Here is a 16436-nt window from a genome sequence, read left to right as displayed (position 1 = left end):
ATGGCGGGTGGTTTTCCCCCGAGCGCCGTTTGTGCCCGCGCCTATCGCACCATGATCCGCCGCATCACACCCTGGCCGAGCCTGCCGCCCTTCGGGGTCTGCACCTTTGCCCATGTGCCGGCCGAACTGGGCGGACCCGGCGGCGAGGGCGAGCTCGACACCAACTTGCCTGAATACGAATGGCTGAACCGGACCCATGTGATCTGGTTCACCGGTCAAGCCTATAGAGAAAGGGGAGGTGATCGGTATTGGGACTGGTCGCTTCGTTCCTGCGACCGAGAGAACCGCACCTGCCGGTACATCCAGCGGGTCTACCGATCCCACACGCCCTGGCCCGTGACATTCATCTCGGAAAGCGGGCAGGAGATTGCCTTTCCGAGCGGCGGAAGTTCCTCGTACTTCTATTTGCGCAGCATCATGGTCGAATACGGAGACTACGAGGGCACGGTGGGTCACTCGGAGTGGTTCTCCTACTGATCCTGGCTGCTTGGCAGCTTTAGTGAAATCGGCCGTACTGTGATACGCGTGTGGTCGTAACTGTTTGGATCCACAAACTGGCGGCGGCTCACGCTTCCATCATTCCAGCGGTAGTCGGTAAACACATGGGTTTCCGCCGTTCCGTTGATGATAAACCCTTCCTGAAAGGGCCAGGCTGTCTTTTTCTTAATCAATTGAATGCCCAGAAAATAATTCAATCCAAGAGAGTATTTACGCGAATAATTAGTGATCTAAAATAGCAGATAGTGAGCGTATGGCGGTAATTTGCTTGCTAGTGGAGGGTCCAATATTTCACTTGAATGTTGGTAGCTTGGAAGGCATTAGTCACCCCAGCCGATGCGCTAGCGATCAGCGGCACCCGGTGGGGGGTGCCTGACAGGGCAGCTAACCTGCGTGCCGCCCGGCGAAAACCTTTCATACGCGCAACGATTTCACTTGGCAGGCGATGGGGTTCATTGGTTGAATATATTAGTAATCTAAGTAATCAAGGGCAATCGCGGGAGGAAACGTCATATGCGCATGGTGAATATGGATGCAAACCATGCTCTCTCTGGTAAGGAGCAGCTGTATTGTGGGGGCGCATGGGTTCCGCCAAGCGCAGGAAATTACGAGGAGACTTTTAACCCGGGCACAGGTCAGCTGATCGGATTAGTGGCTGCGGCGACCCGGGCCGAGGTGGACGTAGCGCCTGCGTGTTTGAAGGAATGGCGTGATGTTGCTCCTCTTGAGCGTGCCAGTATTCTGCAGGAAATCGCGGCTCTCTTGCACAAGCGCGGAGATGAGCTTGCGATGATGGACGCGGCCAATTGCGGCAACCCATATACCGAGGTGCGCGGCGACGCGGCCATCGCGGCGGCCCAGATGGAGTTTTTCGCCGGTCTTGTGACTGAAATGAAGGGCGACACGATCCCTTTGGGGCCGGATCGGGTGAATATGACCCTGCGCCAGCCGCTTAGTGTTGTGGCACGTATCCTGGCGTTCAATCATCCGTTCATGTTTTGTGGCGGTAAAGTGGCGGCGCCTTTGGCGGCAGGGAACGCTGTCATCATCAAGCCGCAGGTACAGGCGCCTTTGTCTGCATAGCGCCTGGCAGAGATTGTTTATGGCCTGATGCCCAAAGGCACATTCAACGTGTTGCCGGGTGATCTAGAGGCAGGTGCTGGCCTGGCCGAGCACCTTGGCGCTGCAAAGGTCACGCTTATTGGCTCTGTGTCGGCTGGCCGGGCTGTGATGCGAAGCGCCAGCGCTACGGGCAAACCTGTACTGCTGGAACTGGGTGGCAAGAACGCGCTGATTGCCTATCCCGACAGTGATCCGAAAAAGATTGCGGACGCGATTGTCGCTAGAATGAACTTTGGCTGGTGCGGCCAGTCCTGTGGCTCGATAAGTCGCGCATTCCTGTACGAGGATATCCACGACGAAGTCATTTCCTATCTGGCCGAGTCTGTTGAAAGATATAAGCCGGGCGTTCCGACGGATCCTGAAACCACGATAGGCACGATTGTCAGCCGTGCGCAGTTCGACCGGGTCATGGGTTTCATTGACTCTGCCAAAAGTGAGGGTGCGCGCGCCGTTACTGGCGGTTATGCGGTCACGGATAGTCCGCTGGCGAAAGGCAGCTTTATCGCGCCGACGATTTTTGCGGATGTAACGCCGCAGATGCGTATCGCCCGTGAAGAGATTTTCGGGCCAGTTCTTGCGGTTCGCAAATGGTCGGACGAAGATTCCATGCTGAACGAGGTCAATGCACTTGAGCTTGGGCTGCCCTGTGCAATTTGGACTCGGGATCTGGTGATGGCTCATCGTACGGCTGCACGCGTCGAGGCCGGGTTTGTTTGGGTTAACGAAGTCGGTCGGCATTTCCTTGGTGCCCCGTTCGGTGGGGTCAAGCAATCGGGTATCGGGCGCGAAGTAGGTATTGGCGAACTGATTTCCTTCACCCATGAAAAGAATGTGCATATCAATCTGTCGGGTCAGTGACCCGGTGCGTAGGTAATGTGCGAACGGGGTCTGGGATCCAAAAGCTTTTTCTGTATTGATTGCTTTGGCCGGGATGAGGCCATCCCTTCCTGCCCCTTTTGCAAACCGATAAGGATCTAAAAAATAATGAGCAATGTTGCGAACGTCCCCGATATCATCCTCGAACCCATGGTTCGGAACGCTATTATGGAGGACCTGGGTGCCGCAGGCGACGTGACAACCCGTTCCGTTCTGCCTGAAGGCACGCGCTACAAGGCGCAAATGCGTGCACGGCAGGACGCGGTTGTTTCTGGGATGCAGGTGGCCTCTCTCGCGTTTCGGCTGATTGATCCCAATCTTGTGGTCGAGACTGTCGTGGCGGATGGTACGGCCTGCAAAGCGGGCGATACGTTGATGCGTATAGAGGGATCGGCGGCGTCGATCCTTGCCGCAGAGCGTGTTGCCCTGAACTTTGCCGGACGGTTGTCTGGGACGGCAACCTTGACAGCGTCCTATGTTCAGGAGCTTGCGGGTACCAAGACACGTATCACCTGTACACGCAAAACCACACCGGGGCTGAAACTTGTCGAAAAGCTCGCCATTTTGCATGGCGGCGGCCACAATCATCGGTTTTCCCTGTCCGATGCGATCCTGATCAAGGACAACCATATCGCAGCGGCTGGTGGCATCAAACAGGTGCTGGAAGCCGTTCAACGAAATGTGGGTCACATGGTCGTGGTAGAGATCGAGATCGACGGTTTGCATCAGTTGGACGAGGTGCTTCAGACCGGGGGCGCAGATGTCATCATGTTCGACAATATGTCGACCGAAGACATGGCCGAAGCTGTAAAGCGCATTGACGGGCGGGCGAAGACCGAAGCCAGCGGGAATGTGACCCTTGGCCGTTTGCGCGAAATCGCATCGGCAAATGTGGATTATATTTCCTCCGGTGCTTTGACCCATTCGGCGGGAACCGTCGATTTCGGTTTGGATTTCTGATCCTCTGAGCCGCTCCAGACCGTCTGAAATGCAAAATGCCCGCCCTTTCGGCGGGCAATGGATACCTATTGCGTACGCCTTTCAAAATGGGGCGCTGTTGCATCAACACTTCATAAGGAAAGGTCAAGACACATGACAGACCACAGGCTGTATCAGGTTGAGCGCCCAGTATCGTCGGATAGTTTGGGGGTGTGGGGTAGCGATGTATTTGCGGATATATTGCGAGGTTTGGGGGTGAGTGAAGTATGTTGCACTGAACCCGGGGTCGAGCTTTCGGGGTTTGCACGACAGCCTTGTGAACCACCTTGGCAATGAAGATCCGCAGATGCTGTTGTGTCTGCACGAAGAGCATGCGGTTGCGATTGCGCATGGCTATGCGAAGGTGGCGGGGGAGCCATTGGCGGTGATCCTGCACAGCAACGTGGGTCTGATGCATGGTACGATGGCGATCTTCAACGTGTGCTGCGACCGTGTGCCGGTTCTGATTTATGGGGCGACGGGGCCGGTTGATGCGGCGCTGGAATCGATGTTGCGTGCGGATGTAATCGCGTGGAGCGAACCGAAAGGCCCGACCTATGTGAACTTCGACGTGTCGATCCAGGAAAAGCAGCACGAGAAGGCACCGGAGTTGCCAGATTTTGCGCGTTACCAGCCGTCGCCTCCGGCGGCACCCTCGGCCGAAGGAGTGGCGCGGGCGGCAGATCTGCCGAAGAACGCCAAGGCGCTGGGGCGAAGGTTCTGACGGATATCCGGAACGGGGCGTCCTTCCCGACGGATCACCCGCAGCATCGCGGCAAACCGGCCTTCTTCATTGACGATGCGGCGGGCGCGGTGCTGCGCGAGGCGGATGTGATCCTGAGCCTGGACTGGCTGGATGTCGCGGGCACGCTGAAACTGGCGGGCGATGTGAAGGCGCAGGTGATCCAGGCGTCGCTGGATTATCAGCTGCACAATGGCTGGGGGATGGAGCATCAAGCGCTGCCTGCGGTCCGGATGTTGCGATGCATGCGATTGCCGATGCTCTGGGTGTAGGGGCGGGCGAGATGCCCGGTGATTTACCGATCAAACCTGCGCTGAACGCCCCCGATGCAGAGGTTGAGCTTGATATCATGACGCAGGCCGGGGCGCTTGGCGAAGGTCTGGAAGGTGTCTGTGCCAGCTTTGTGTGTTTGCCGTTGGGCTGGGCGGGCGAGGCGTGGCACTTCCGTCACCCACTGGACTTCGAGGGTTCGGATCGTCTGCGGACCGAAGGCTGGGAGGTCGTTCGCGGCCCCCAGATCACCCTAGGTGTTCCGCTGCGGCTGACGGAGGAACAGCGGCAGGCGCTGCTGTCGGACGTTGCTATCATCGTGGTCAGTTCGCGGTCGGGGCTGAGCGACGCGGATCTGGACGCCTCGCCACGGCTGCGGGCGCTAGTACTTCCAACGATCGGGGTGGGTGCGGGAGATCTGGGAGGCCTGTGCCGCGCGCGGTCTGATCGTGACGAATGGTGTAACGCCCGAGAACTTTTTGGGGATGCCCGAAGCGATAGGGATGCTGATGCTGGTGCTGCTGTACCGGCTGCATGAATCCGAGCGCCTGCTGCGCGAGAATGCGGGCCGACCGCAACAGATATTTGCGCGGATGGTGCGAGGCCGGGCGATCGGATTGATCGATTCGGGGCGGATAGGACCGGGTGATCGAGCGACAGTTGGCGTTCGAGCCGGCACAGATCCGGCACAGATACTGGTGCACGATCCGTTCCTGATACCGGACACCGCACCTACGGGCGTGGGGCTGGTGAAACGCGCTGAGCTTCTGGCCATGTGTGATGTTGGTGAGCCTCCATGTGCCGTTGAACGCGCTGACACGAGGAATGATCTGCGAGGCCGAACTGCGCATGATGAAGCCGGATGCGGTGTTAATCAACACCTCGCGCGGGGTTTCATTGATGAGGATGCGCGGGTGCGGGTGATGACAGCAGGACACCTAGCCGGTGCTAGGCTAGGCGTGACGGAAACCGAACCGCTGCCCGCCCGCTGCGCGGCTTCGACCGGGTGATCCTCCCCCCGCATATCCCGGGACACACCATTGAGCTCTACACCGTCTTGCCCGACATCTTCGTCGAAAACGCAACACGCATCAAGCGCGCAGAAACCCCCAAATCGAAAAATATGGAGAGAAAAAATCGAAAAGTTGTAAGCAGGGTTTGCTGCAAGATTTACGTCGGTTTGCGCGCACCGCATGTCACTAGCTGTAAAAGTAGTGACATTGTTGAGGCTTGCATCTTCGTAAGATGACAGGGATAGTCTCGGACCTGTAGAAGCCCAGAACTGATTTTGGGCAATAGATGTTTGTGGTCTGAGCATACATGAACGAAAAATCTGATTCCGCGTTGAAAGACGACGGTTTGACCCAATATAACGAGCGCATTGCTCGCTTGGTACGTCTTGCGGCAAGAGGGTTTAACCGTGCGTTGCAGCTGCGGTTACAGACGCAAAATGTGACTTTCGGGCAGTGGATATTCCTTCGAATCCTTTGGCAGGAAGATGGTTTGTCGCAACGAGAGTTAAGCGAAAGAGCACATCTGACAGAGCCTACTGCGCATACTGCACTCAGCCGAATGGAAGAGCTTGGATATATTGAACGCCGCAATGTGGCTGGGAACCGTCGTCGTCAGCATGCTTTCCTCACGGAAAAAGGTTGGGAGTTGCGGGAGCTCCTGGAGCCTTTGGCACACGAAGTGAATAACGCCGCCATCAGAGGCCTGAGTGGTGCCGAAGAGAAAACATTGCGCAAGGCCCTTGCTGTAATGATTCGAAACCTCGAAGATGATGAGGAAAAAGCTGCTTTGAGCGGTGTCCGCGTCCCACCGACCAGAAGTAACCTTGGATCCTGAAGGTCTCTTTAGCTTCATCTGCGATAGCCGGGCCTTTTAGGCTCGGGTGATTCCGTTGGGCTACTTCCGCTGAGATGTATGGTTTTGGGGAAGCTCTGAGAGAGTTCGGAATAGTCTTGTGCTAGGCCTTGGGCGTGCTGCAACCTTATGTGAGTAGGGGTTTGGATGCTCTGCGAGAGCGTTCAAGCCATTCGCAGTTCTTAACCTAAATTTTTGGACGGTGTCTCGGTTTCGATCATGGTTGACGCAAAGTTCGGTTTTTAATAATGATCTATAAGATAGATATCTAAATTTAGAAATCTATGATAATATGACAGGGAGGAAACCATGAAAAAGCAAATCAAGGCTGCCGTTGCGGCGCTGAGCATCTCCGTTATCGGGACCGGCGTCATGGCGGACAGCGTCAACGTCACGTTGTCCGGGGGGAGTCCGTCAGGTCTTTGGTCGCTGCTGGGCGCAGGGATCGACCGGGCTGTGAAGGTTGACGATGCAAGCGGTGTCGTGACCTACCAGGCCACTGGTGGCGGTTTCGCAAATATCGGTCTGCTGGGTGCAAACCGGACCGATCTGGGTCTGGCCCATGATGCAGAAATCAAGCTGGCGCTAGCGGGTGATGAGCCGTTCAAGGCGCCCATCGAGAACCTTCAGGCAATCGGGTACATGTACAACTGGGCCCCGATGCATTTCTTCATCAAGAAGTCTCTTGCCGAAGAGTATAACATCGACAGCATCGACGACTTGGCGAAGTCGGGCGCTGCAATCCGTGTGGCGAACAACAACGCAGGTAACATCGTGGCCAATATTGCCACTTTCATGCTGGAAGAAGCAGGCTATGACGAAGGAACGATTGAAGCGAATGGCGGCGTTCTGGTGCGTGGCGGTTCGTCCCAGCAGGCAGACCTGATCAGCGATGGCCGTACGGATATGGTGATCAACGGTATCTTCGTTGGGCACTCGTCGTTCCGCAAGGTTGATGAAGGCAACGACGTTGTTCTGCTGAGCGTGCCTCAGGATATCATCGAAAAGACCAATGAGCGTTTTGGCACCGGGACCTACGTCATTCCCGCCGGAAACTATAAGAACCAGACTTCCGATGTTATCACGCTGGCACTTGGCGCGATGGTAATCACCTCTGATGCCTTGCCCGAAGAAACCGGTTACATGCTGGCCAAGAGCATTGCCTCGAACATTGATGAAATCCGCGGCGTTCATAACGCAATGAAACAGCTCTCAACTGAGTTGCTGGTTTCGCAGAGAACGCTGCCGTTCCACCCGGGCGCGAAGCGCGCCTACATGGAGCTGGGGCTTCTCAAGTAAGCCTTCGGAAAACAATGCCGGTGCGCTGACCAAAGCGCACCGGATTCGTTTGCAAGAGTGCCTCTGTCGTGCTCTGGCCGTGCTGATCACGGGCAGTAGGATGATTTTGCGCACTCAAAGCTGACCAAACCTCACAAACATGGAAATGGTGCCAGCATGAATTTCCCTTCTCTTACCGAAACTGGACGCCGTCGGAAGCTAGAGCCACCCATGCGGACCGTCGTCATGGTTCTGGCCGCGGCGTTCGCGGCATGGGTGATTCACTCTAATCTGTTCATTATCGCAGACCCGCTCATTCAGGGGATCCTGTTCGTATCCGGGATTTTCACGATTCTCTTCTTGGCGATTGGTGCAACCGCGAAAGCGCCAGATAGCATTCCATTTTATGACTGGATGTTGTCTGCGCTCAGCTTGGCCTGCGGGATTTACTTCTATGTAAGCTCTGGCGAGATTTCGGACCGTATCAGCCTGCTGGACCAGTTCACGACGGATCAGTTGTTCTTTGGGTCGTCACTGCTGTTCCTGACCATCGAAGCCACGCGCCGGACAACTGGCTTGGGGCTGACAGGCGTTGTGATGCTGTTCCTGATTTACAACCTTTTTGGCTATCTTCTGCCGCCGCCGTTCGGGCATCGCGTCAGCGAGTTCAGCTATCTGCTCGATATTCTGATCTTCACCACAGATGGGTTGTTCGGTGTCCCGCTTCAGGTTGTGGCAAGTTACGTCTTCCTGTTCGTGATGTTCGGGACTTTCCTTGCCAAGGCTGGGGGAGGGGACTTCTTTTTCAACCTGGCGGCTCTGGTCACCGGGGGCGCACGAGGCGGCCCTGCAAAGATCGCCATCATTTCGTCGGGTCTGTATGGAACCATGTCTGGTAGCCCAACCTCGGATGTTGTGGCCACGGGGTCCATCACGATCCCGGTGATGAAGCGCTTGGGCTATAAGGCCCGGTTTGCGGGTGCGGTTGAAGTTGCGGCGTCCACGGGGGGCAGTGCCATGCCGCCGATTATGGGTTCGGCTGCCTTCATCATGGCAGAGTATTCGGGTATCTCGTACAATGCGATCGTGCTTGCCGCGCTTATTCCTGCGTTGCTGTACTATATGGGCGTGTTTACCCAGGTGCACTTCCGCGCAGTGAAATACGATCTGCGGCCTTCTCAGGATGAAATCCCGACGACGAAGGAAACGTTCAGAACCGGCTGGGTTTTCTTGCTGCCCATTATCGGGATCATTGTGGCGCTGATACTTGGCTATTCGCCGACCTTCACCGCAGGTGTCGGTGTTCTGGTGACAATCCTTGCGTCGATGATCCTCAAGCAAACGCGGATGTCGTTGTGGGCAATGGTGGAAGGCCTTGGCACAACCACCCTGCAAATTTTGCCTGTCGCTGGGGCATGTGCTGCTGCTGGTCTGGTTATTGGTGGCCTGTCTATGACAGGATTGGGGATGAAATCGGCTAACGTGATCCTGACGGTCAGTAATGCGCAGCCGCTGTTGACGCTAGTGATTGCTGCTGTGGTGACCATTGTGCTGGGCTTGGGTATGCCGACTCCGAGTGCGTATATTCTGGCGGCTGTGCTTGTCGGCCCCGCTCTTTCCAAGCTGGGTTTCCCTCTGCTGCCGAGCCAGATGTTCCTGCTCTACTATGCAATCCTGTCTGCTCTGACGCCGCCAATCGCTGTGGCTGCAATCGCAGCGTCTGCGATTGCTGATGACGATCCATTCAAGATCGCATTCTCGGCTGTGCGGCTTGCAATTGTTGGCTTCCTTCTGCCGTTCGCTTTTGTCTGGAACCCCGGCATCGTTCTTGAGCTTGGTCCGTTGGCAAATACGCTTGCTGTTATTGGTGCCGTTGCTGGTGCTCTTGCAGTCTCGGCGTCAATGGAAGGCTTTATCAAAACCCAGCTCAGCTCGTTGGAGCGAGGTCTCCTGACGATTTTTGCAATTGGCGCGGTTAGCCCGTACTTCGCGGTCTCAATTGTGTGTACCTTGCTTATCATCGCTCTGGTTGGACGACAGGCCTTGTTGAAGGAAGAAGTCCCCGCAAGCGGGTAACGTCAGCCACGTGTAATGTGCTGAATGCGAATCCAAAGTGGCCGCCAGGTTTGGCGGCTACTTGCCGTTTTGACTGAGAGACGGAAAAGTTTCAGGCCGCGTCTTTGGTTCCAATCGCGGTCTGTTCGGATGACTGTCTGCGGGCTTTTTTGCCCAAGAGGTTATTGATCAAAATACACTTCGGTGATTCTGATCGATGCAGGGAGCTGCGCAAGCGGGGTGTACGAATCCCGAGGCCATAGAACAACCAGAGAGGAACCGGCAGAGCAGATCTGTATGAACACAAGGCCCGATCATGCGCGGAATAATACCAATTGCTCGCAAACCCATAAGTAGTTTTATTTACGTGGGTTTTTCTTACTTGTGAGGTGAAGGGAATATCGCTCTGACCATTGACAGACTAAACTTAGAGAGCTAAGAATAATGGCGTTTCCCAATAAAATTTCGCAAATTCTGATGCGGCGACCTGTGGAGGAGATTCAATGCTTACACCTGAAGAAAATGAACTGCTGACGCGCGTGACCGGTGATGCACCGATGGCACGTCTTATGCGTCAGCACTGGACCCCTGTATGCCTGATTGAAGAAGTGGAAGAGCCCGACGGCAAGCCGCTTCGTGTTGAGGTGCTCGGGGAAAGCTATGTAGCGTTCCGCGACACCAAAGGGCGTCTTGGCCTGCTTGATGAACTTTGCCCGCACCGCAAGGCATCGCTGGTCTATGGCCGGAACGAAGAATGCGGGCTGCGGTGTCTGTATCACGGGTGGAAAATGGATGTTGATGGCAATGTCGTTGCCATGTCTTCCGAACCCGAAGGTAGCCCCCTTATGGATAAGGTGAAGCATCGCTCTTATCCTGTGAAAGAATGGGGTGGTTTCGTTTGGGCCTGGCTGGGTGACAAAGAAGATATGCCTGAATTCCAGCCGCCGGCGTTTGCCCCGCGCGAGGATTCGGCGATCGCTATCCTTAAAATCCGCATTCCCGCAAACTGGGCGCAGATCCACGAAGGTCAGATCGACAGTGCCCACTCGTCCTCGCTGCACTCGTCGGACATGGTTCCGGCCCGCGTGGAAGGTGCTGCTGCCGATGAAAAATCCTGGTACCGTCCCTCGACGGACAAGTCTCCGCGTATGCAGACAGAGACAACCAGCTACGGGTTCCACTATGCTGCAATCCGTACGCCGATCAAAAACGCGGCGACCCATAACTATATCCGTGTGACCGAATTTGTTGCGCCCTACTATTCGTTGATCCCACCGAACAACAACTATCGTGTGGCGGCCGTTATCGTGCCGATCAATGATGAAGAGACCGCGTTCCACTTCATCGCTTGGGATGGCCCGAATGTGCCGTCGACCGAAGAATGGCGCAAGTTTACCCATGCTGTTCCAGGAGTGGATGTTGACGACAAGTGGCGCTGCCTGCGGACTGTCGAGAACGACTTCTTGCAAGACCGTGATGCCATGAAAGAAGGTAACTTCACTGGGATCAAAGGTATTCCGAACCAAGATATCGCCATGTGGGTGTCGATGGGCGCGCGCGTTCAGCGCCATACCGATGTGCTTGGTGCTTCGGACCTGGCTATCGTCGAGTTCCGTCGCTTGATGGCGGATGCCGCCAAGAAAGTGGCAGAGGGTGGCAAAGCAATCGGCACCGATTATGAAATCCCGCAAAGCATGATCAACTCTCATGAAGGCGTTTATCCGAAAGATGTGGATTGGCGCACCTTGCTGAATACTTCGGGCAAAACAGCCGCAGCTGAATAACCGGTCCGACGTTTGCAAACAGATCCGCCCGGGGCCGCATAGACCTTGGGCGGATTTTGATTCTGGCCCTGAGCATGGTTGGTGGCCATGTTGAAATTGGCAGGAGGCAGGAGGCCGGATGCGGCAAGAAGTAAACATCGAAGATTTTCGCACCCGAGCCAGGCGGAGTTTGCCCCGTGTGGTATTTGATTTTCTGGATGGTGGTGCCGAGAGCGAAATCACGCTGCACAGGAACCGTAGCGCATTTGATGATATCCGACTCAAGCCACGTATTCTCAAGGGTGGGGATGTCGATCTCTCTGTCACGCTGTTCGGTCAGAAGTATGCGGCGCCTTTCCAAATCGGACCAACCGGCCTGAACGGGCTTTATTGGCCAGAAGGGGACTTGCACCTTGCAGCCGCAGCAAAGCAGGCCGGGGTCGCATTTACGGTTTCGACAGCGTCAAACACGACTATGGAAGAAATCGCGTAGAAAAATAATTGGCCACTTTGGTTTCAGCTGTACCCATGGGGCAAAGAAGCATTTTCCAATGCATTGATCGAACGGGCGTCGGCTGCGGGCTACAGTGTTCTTGTAATCACTGTCGACTCGTTGGTGGGTGGCAAAAGAGAGAGGGATTTGCGGCATGGTTTCGCGCATGAAATCCGCATGAGCCCCTCTGTCGTATTGGACGGATTGTTGCATCCGAGATGGTTCAAATCCGTATGGCTGAGCCAACATAGGCCGCGACTGCAAAATCTGGCGGCCTTTTAGGGGGATGATGTCAGCGACAAGGCGCTTGCCGAATTTACGCGGGCGCAACGAAACCCGAATTTTTCCTGGGACGATGTAAGGCGTCTTCGGAAGCTGTGGCAGGAGCCACTTGTGATTAAGGGGATCATGTGTGCTGAGGATGCAATGGCCGCACAACGCGAAGGCGCTGATGGGGTGGTTGTTTCCAACCACGGTGGCAGGCAGCTTGATGGAGCTCCGGCGACGATTGAAATTCTTTCAGAGATTGTGTCCGTCTTGGACCAACATATGACAGTTTTGCTTGATGGTGGTGTTCGGCGCGGCAGTGATATCGTCAAGGCGCTTGCGTTGGGGGCGGACGCTGTGCTGCTGGGCAGGGCACCTCTTTACGGCCTGGCGGCGCGGGGGCGTGCGGGGGTTTCCAGCGCGCTTTCGATTCTCGAAGACGAGATGCGCAGGACCATGATTTTTACGGGATGTCATGGCGTTTCGGACCTGTCTGAAGCAGGGGTTGTCATGTCGGCCAAGGATATTGGCGGACGAGAAGACCGTTTAGGGCCAAATATGTGATTTCTAGACACAATTAGCGCGTGGCTGGGCGGTGCGTCCAGTTGACATCTTGAACTTAGCTATCTAATTATATTTCGGAAGCGAACGGACGGGAGGACCCCATGGAGCAGATCAAAATGCGCGTCGAAAAACGGCGCGATCTGACACCTACTATTGCAGAATTCACTTTGGCTCCGGTTGGCGGCGAGTCCCTGCCAGAGTTCAACCCAGGTGCACATATCACGATCGAGACACCATCGGGTGCTATGCGCCGATACTCTCTGGTAAATGATGGGAGCGACCCAAAAGAATATGTGGTCGCCATCAAGCGAGAGCCGCAGTCGCGCGGGGGGTCTGCCTCCATGCATGAGCAAGCTGTTGTCGGGACAGAGTTGAATATCGAGCACCCGGAAAACGATTTCCCGCTGACGGATGTGCAGAAATACCTCTTGATTGCCGGCGGTATCGGTATCACGCCAATCTATTCGATGGCGCGTTATCTGGATAAGAAAGGTAAGATGCTTCGGATCATTTACGTAAGCCGGAGCGCGGAAGAATCGGCCTATCTTGATGAGCTGATGAAAGATTTCGAAGGCCGGATCATCGTGCACCACGATGACGGCGATCCGAACGCTGTCTATGATTTCTGGGACGATCTGGTGACGCCGCGCGCGACCCATGTCTTCTGCTGCGGACCCAAACCGCTGATGGAAGAAATCAAAGCTTTCTCGGGTCACTGGCCCGAAGGCCGTGTCCACTTCGAGGATTTCAAGCCTGTTGATGTGGTTCGTCAGGATGACGTTGCTTTCGAAGTCGAGCTGAAGAAAAGCGGCCAAACGGTTACTGTTCCTGAGGATCGTTCTATCCTCGAAGCACTGCGTGATGCTGGCTTCGCAACAAGCAGTTCTTGCGAAAGTGGCACGTGCGGTACTTGTAAAACCCGCCTACTGGAAGGCGAGGCAGATCATCGTGATATGGTGCTGATGGAAGAAGAAAAAGGCAGCCAGATCATGATTTGCGTTTCGCGCGCCAAATCCGGGAGGCTGGTTCTTGACCTCTGATCCCGTTCGTCTTGGCGTGGCGGGGCTTGGGCGTGCTTTCATGCTCATGGTGCCTTCGTTTGATGCCGACACCCGTGTGAAGCTGACGGCTGCCGCCGCCCCAAGGGAGGAAAGCCGCGACGCATTCGAAAAAGAGTACGGTGGCACAGGGTATGCCACCGTCGAGGAATTGTGCGCAGACCCTGACGTTGAGGCCATTTACATTGCGACGCCGCACCAGATGCATGTGGATCATGTGTTAGCTGCGGCGCGCGCGGGCAAACATATCCTTGTCGAAAAGCCGTTGGCCGTTTCGATGGAGGATGCCGAAGTAATGGTGTCCGCAGCCAAGGAGGCTGGGGTGCATTTGATAGTTGGGCCGAGTCACAGTTTCGACCCGCCGGTTGAATTGGCCACGCAACTTATTTCCAGCGGAAAGTTCGGTCAGTTGCGCATGATCCAGGCCTTTAACTATACGGACTTCCTCTATCGTCCGCGTCGCCCGGAAGAGCTGCGAACCGAAGAGGGTGGGGGCGTGCTGTTCAGTCAGGCGATCCACCAGATTGATGTGGTTCGCAGGCTTGCCGGCGGCATGGCCGAAAAAATTTATGCCATGACGGGCGCATGGGATCCCAAGCGCCCGACCGAGGGCGCATTCACTGCACTGATGAATTTTGCCGGGGGGTGTGTCGCGAACATGACGTACTCGGGCTATGCGCATTTCGACAGTGATATCTGGATGAACAATGTCGGAGAGCTTGGACAGCGTAAATCAGAAGGGGCTTACGGTGGAGCAAGGCGTGCTTTGCTGGATCTCAACCCTGATGACGAGGTCCGGCTGAAAACTACACGAACATTCGGCAGCGGCACGACGATTGAGGCTGAACATAACGAACATTTCGGTCCGGTGATCGCGCTTTGTGACCGTGCCGATCTGCGACTGACCCCGGATGGGATAGAAGTGTTCGGTGACACCGAACGCGGCTTTATCGAAGCCAAATTCGGACCGGCACCACGCAGAACCGTTCTGGATGCGCTGGTGGATGCCGTGCGTCATAACAAGGCCCCCGACCAAACAGGGGAATGGGGGCTGGCAAGCCTGGAGGTTTGCCACGCGATCTTGCAATCCGCAGAGACCGGACAAGCGGTCGATCTTCAGCGGCAATGTAAAACAAATCACTAGGAGCCGACAGGATGAGCAATCTCAAACTTTCCCTTGCAATGGGTAACTATGACCGCACACGGGCAATCGTGGATGGGCGTGTTCAGATCGACGGAGTAGACCCGGTTCCGATGCTGTTGTCGCCGGAAGAAATGTTCTTTCGCGCGTTCCGCCACGAGGCTTTCGATATCAGCGAGATCTCGCTGTCGTCCTATTCGATTTCGGTTGCCCGAGGGAATCCGCATTATGTGGCAATCCCGGTCTTCCTGAGCCGTGCGTTCCGTCACACCTCTGTCTATATCCGCACGGACAAAGGGATTAACAAACCAGAAGACCTGAAGGGCAAACGTATCGGTATCGCCGAATATCAGCTTTCAGCTAACGTTTGGGTGCGTGGTATCCTGGAAGAGGAATATGGCGTTAAGCCCTCGGATATCATCTGGGTGCGCGGCGGCATGGACACACCCGGCCGGCCTGAAAAAATCAAGGTTCAGTTGCCCGATGACATTCGTATGGAGGAAGCCCCAGAAGGTAGCACGCTGAACAGCATGCTTGAAGCGGGTGAAATTGATGGCTTTATCGGGCCGCGCTGGCCGCGTTGCTTTGCTGAACGTCATCCGCATGTTGGGCGACTGTTCGCAGACAGCATTACAGCGGCGGAATATTACTTCGAGAAAACCAAAATCTTCCCGATCATGCACGTACTGGGCGTACGCCGGAGCCTGGCAGAAGAATACCCGTTCTTGCCCGCGGCATTGCTCAAGGCATTTACGCAGTCAAAACGGTTGGCCGAAGAGGCCCTTTCGGACACATCTGCCACCAAGGTGACGATGCCCTTCGTGGAGGACAATCTCAACCGTGTCCACGCGCTGATGGGGGATGACCCTTGGAGCTATGGCGTCAGTGGAAATGCGCATGTGCTCAACAAGTTTTTGGACTACCACGTAAGCCAGGGCTTGTCGCCGCGCCGTGTGGAGATCGAAGAGCTGTTCCATCCGTCGACCCTGGAAGCCTATAGCCTGTAAGAGGAATGCCGAGAATGGAAGATTATCAACCTGGCGACATTGTTGAGATCGAAACATCTGCTGGTTTGGCTTATGTGCAGCTTACGCATACGCATCCCAGCTATCCCCCGGTCGTGAAGTTCTTGAAAGGCCCATTCCAGAAACGGCCCGAAGCTGTAACCGTTCTGGCACGCGAGGCCTCGCCCATCGCGATGGTGCCTTTGAGTGGTGTTCTGAAAAAGCTCGGGCTGAAACACGCCCGGGTGGGTACGGTTGAAATTCCCCGTGCTGAAAGGGAGTTCCCAATTTTCAGAATGCCCATTCGGGATAAGAAGGGCGAGATCATTTACTGGTGGTTCTGGGATGGCAAGGGGCTGACATACACGACAGAGCTTATGCAGCAGCAGGAAAAGCTGCCCATGCGTGAAATCATGTCGGCAGAACGCTTCCTGGATCAGCTTGTCGCGGATGAATAGCGC

Annotated in this window: 14 protein-coding genes and 2 pseudogenes; all 16 read left to right on the top strand. The window is 55.6% G+C overall.

What is annotated here, in order from left to right:
• The coding region (locus SM763_RS21995) for a hypothetical protein (RefSeq protein ID WP_368999759.1) at positions 1 to 477 on the top strand (477 nt) is incomplete at its 5' end.
• A 534-nt stretch (positions 478 to 1011) separates the two neighbouring features.
• Positions 1012 to 2478: pseudogene (locus SM763_RS21990) on the top strand (aldehyde dehydrogenase family protein).
• Positions 2479 to 2604: 126 nt separating this feature from the next.
• Positions 2605 to 3456: a carboxylating nicotinate-nucleotide diphosphorylase gene (gene nadC, locus SM763_RS21985; protein ID WP_008335572.1), complete on the top strand. Its 852-nt coding sequence runs from the start codon at positions 2605 to 2607 to the stop codon at positions 3454 to 3456.
• 238 nt (positions 3457 to 3694) lie between these two features.
• Positions 3695 to 4198 (top strand): thiamine pyrophosphate-binding protein, encoded by a 504-nt coding sequence (locus SM763_RS21980; protein WP_170848853.1) that lies wholly within the window; start codon positions 3695 to 3697, stop codon positions 4196 to 4198.
• 89 nt (positions 4199 to 4287) lie between these two features.
• Entirely contained in the window at positions 4288 to 4488 is a 201-nt protein-coding gene (locus SM763_RS21975; protein WP_008335562.1) for a hypothetical protein, read from the top strand.
• On the top strand, positions 4458 to 5024 hold the full coding sequence (locus SM763_RS21970) for a hypothetical protein (protein WP_234994837.1): 567 nt from the start codon (positions 4458 to 4460) through the stop codon (positions 5022 to 5024). Before SM763_RS21975 ends, SM763_RS21970 begins: the two co-directional genes overlap by 31 nt.
• On the top strand, positions 4990 to 5496 hold the full coding sequence (locus tag SM763_RS21965) for an NAD(P)-dependent oxidoreductase (RefSeq protein WP_243614727.1): 507 nt from the start codon (positions 4990 to 4992) through the stop codon (positions 5494 to 5496). Before SM763_RS21970 ends, SM763_RS21965 begins: the two co-directional genes overlap by 35 nt.
• Positions 5497 to 5806: 310 nt before the next feature.
• Positions 5807 to 6334 carry a MarR family winged helix-turn-helix transcriptional regulator gene (locus SM763_RS21960; protein WP_232237206.1) on the top strand — a complete coding sequence of 176 codons (528 nt, stop codon included), beginning with the start codon at positions 5807 to 5809 and terminating at the stop codon, positions 6332 to 6334.
• A gap of 327 nt (positions 6335 to 6661) precedes the next feature.
• A complete protein-coding gene (locus SM763_RS21955) occupies positions 6662 to 7651 on the top strand; it encodes a TAXI family TRAP transporter solute-binding subunit (RefSeq protein ID WP_008335546.1) in 990 nt (329 codons plus the stop codon).
• 210 nt (positions 7652 to 7861) lie between these two features.
• Positions 7862 to 9706: a TRAP transporter permease gene (locus SM763_RS21950; protein ID WP_008335545.1), complete on the top strand. Its 1845-nt coding sequence runs from the start codon at positions 7862 to 7864 to the stop codon at positions 9704 to 9706.
• Positions 9707 to 10188: 482 nt separating this feature from the next.
• Entirely contained in the window at positions 10189 to 11469 is a 1281-nt protein-coding gene (locus SM763_RS21945) for a Rieske 2Fe-2S domain-containing protein (RefSeq protein ID WP_008335543.1), read from the top strand.
• Positions 11470 to 11587: 118 nt separating this feature from the next.
• Positions 11588 to 12772: pseudogene (locus SM763_RS21940) on the top strand (alpha-hydroxy acid oxidase).
• A gap of 101 nt (positions 12773 to 12873) precedes the next feature.
• Positions 12874 to 13812 (top strand): PDR/VanB family oxidoreductase, encoded by a 939-nt coding sequence (locus tag SM763_RS21935; RefSeq protein WP_027246169.1) that lies wholly within the window; start codon positions 12874 to 12876, stop codon positions 13810 to 13812.
• The gene (locus SM763_RS21930; protein WP_027246168.1) at positions 13802 to 14974 is read left to right on the top strand and encodes a Gfo/Idh/MocA family protein; all 1173 of its coding nucleotides are present in this window, start codon (positions 13802 to 13804) and stop codon (positions 14972 to 14974) included. Before SM763_RS21935 ends, SM763_RS21930 begins: the two co-directional genes overlap by 11 nt.
• 11 nt (positions 14975 to 14985) lie before the next feature.
• Positions 14986 to 15978, top strand: a complete 993-nt coding sequence (locus SM763_RS21925) for an ABC transporter substrate-binding protein (protein WP_027246167.1) — start codon at positions 14986 to 14988, stop codon at positions 15976 to 15978.
• Between the two features lie 14 nt (positions 15979 to 15992).
• Positions 15993 to 16433 (top strand): hypothetical protein, encoded by a 441-nt coding sequence (locus SM763_RS21920; RefSeq protein ID WP_008335528.1) that lies wholly within the window; start codon positions 15993 to 15995, stop codon positions 16431 to 16433.
• Positions 16434 to 16436 lie beyond the last annotated feature (3 nt).

It is taken from the genome of Pseudophaeobacter sp. C1-32P7, assembly GCF_041008775.1.
GTDB lineage: Bacteria > Pseudomonadota > Alphaproteobacteria > Rhodobacterales > Rhodobacteraceae > Phycobacter > Phycobacter gallaeciensis_A.
Note: the sequence above shows the minus strand (reverse complement) of the source record. Positions and strands in the feature narration are given on the sequence as shown.

Excerpts from the sequence above, each read along its gene's own strand:
- nadC (WP_008335572.1), top strand. The coding sequence starts at position 2,605 with ATGAGCAATGTTGCGAACGTCCCCGATATCATCCTCGAACCCATGGTT.
- SM763_RS21945 (WP_008335543.1), top strand. The coding sequence starts at position 10,189 with ATGCTTACACCTGAAGAAAATGAACTGCTGACGCGCGTGACCGGTGAT.
- SM763_RS21960 (WP_232237206.1), top strand. The coding sequence starts at position 5,807 with ATGAACGAAAAATCTGATTCCGCGTTGAAAGACGACGGTTTGACCCAA.
- SM763_RS21965 (WP_243614727.1), top strand. The coding sequence starts at position 4,990 with ATGCTGATGCTGGTGCTGCTGTACCGGCTGCATGAATCCGAGCGCCTG.
- SM763_RS21920 (WP_008335528.1), top strand. The coding sequence starts at position 15,993 with ATGGAAGATTATCAACCTGGCGACATTGTTGAGATCGAAACATCTGCT.
- SM763_RS21925 (WP_027246167.1), top strand. The coding sequence starts at position 14,986 with ATGAGCAATCTCAAACTTTCCCTTGCAATGGGTAACTATGACCGCACA.
- SM763_RS21950 (WP_008335545.1), top strand. The coding sequence starts at position 7,862 with ATGCGGACCGTCGTCATGGTTCTGGCCGCGGCGTTCGCGGCATGGGTG.
- SM763_RS21935 (WP_027246169.1), top strand. The coding sequence starts at position 12,874 with ATGGAGCAGATCAAAATGCGCGTCGAAAAACGGCGCGATCTGACACCT.
- SM763_RS21955 (WP_008335546.1), top strand. The coding sequence starts at position 6,662 with ATGAAAAAGCAAATCAAGGCTGCCGTTGCGGCGCTGAGCATCTCCGTT.
- SM763_RS21970 (WP_234994837.1), top strand. The coding sequence starts at position 4,458 with ATGCATGCGATTGCCGATGCTCTGGGTGTAGGGGCGGGCGAGATGCCC.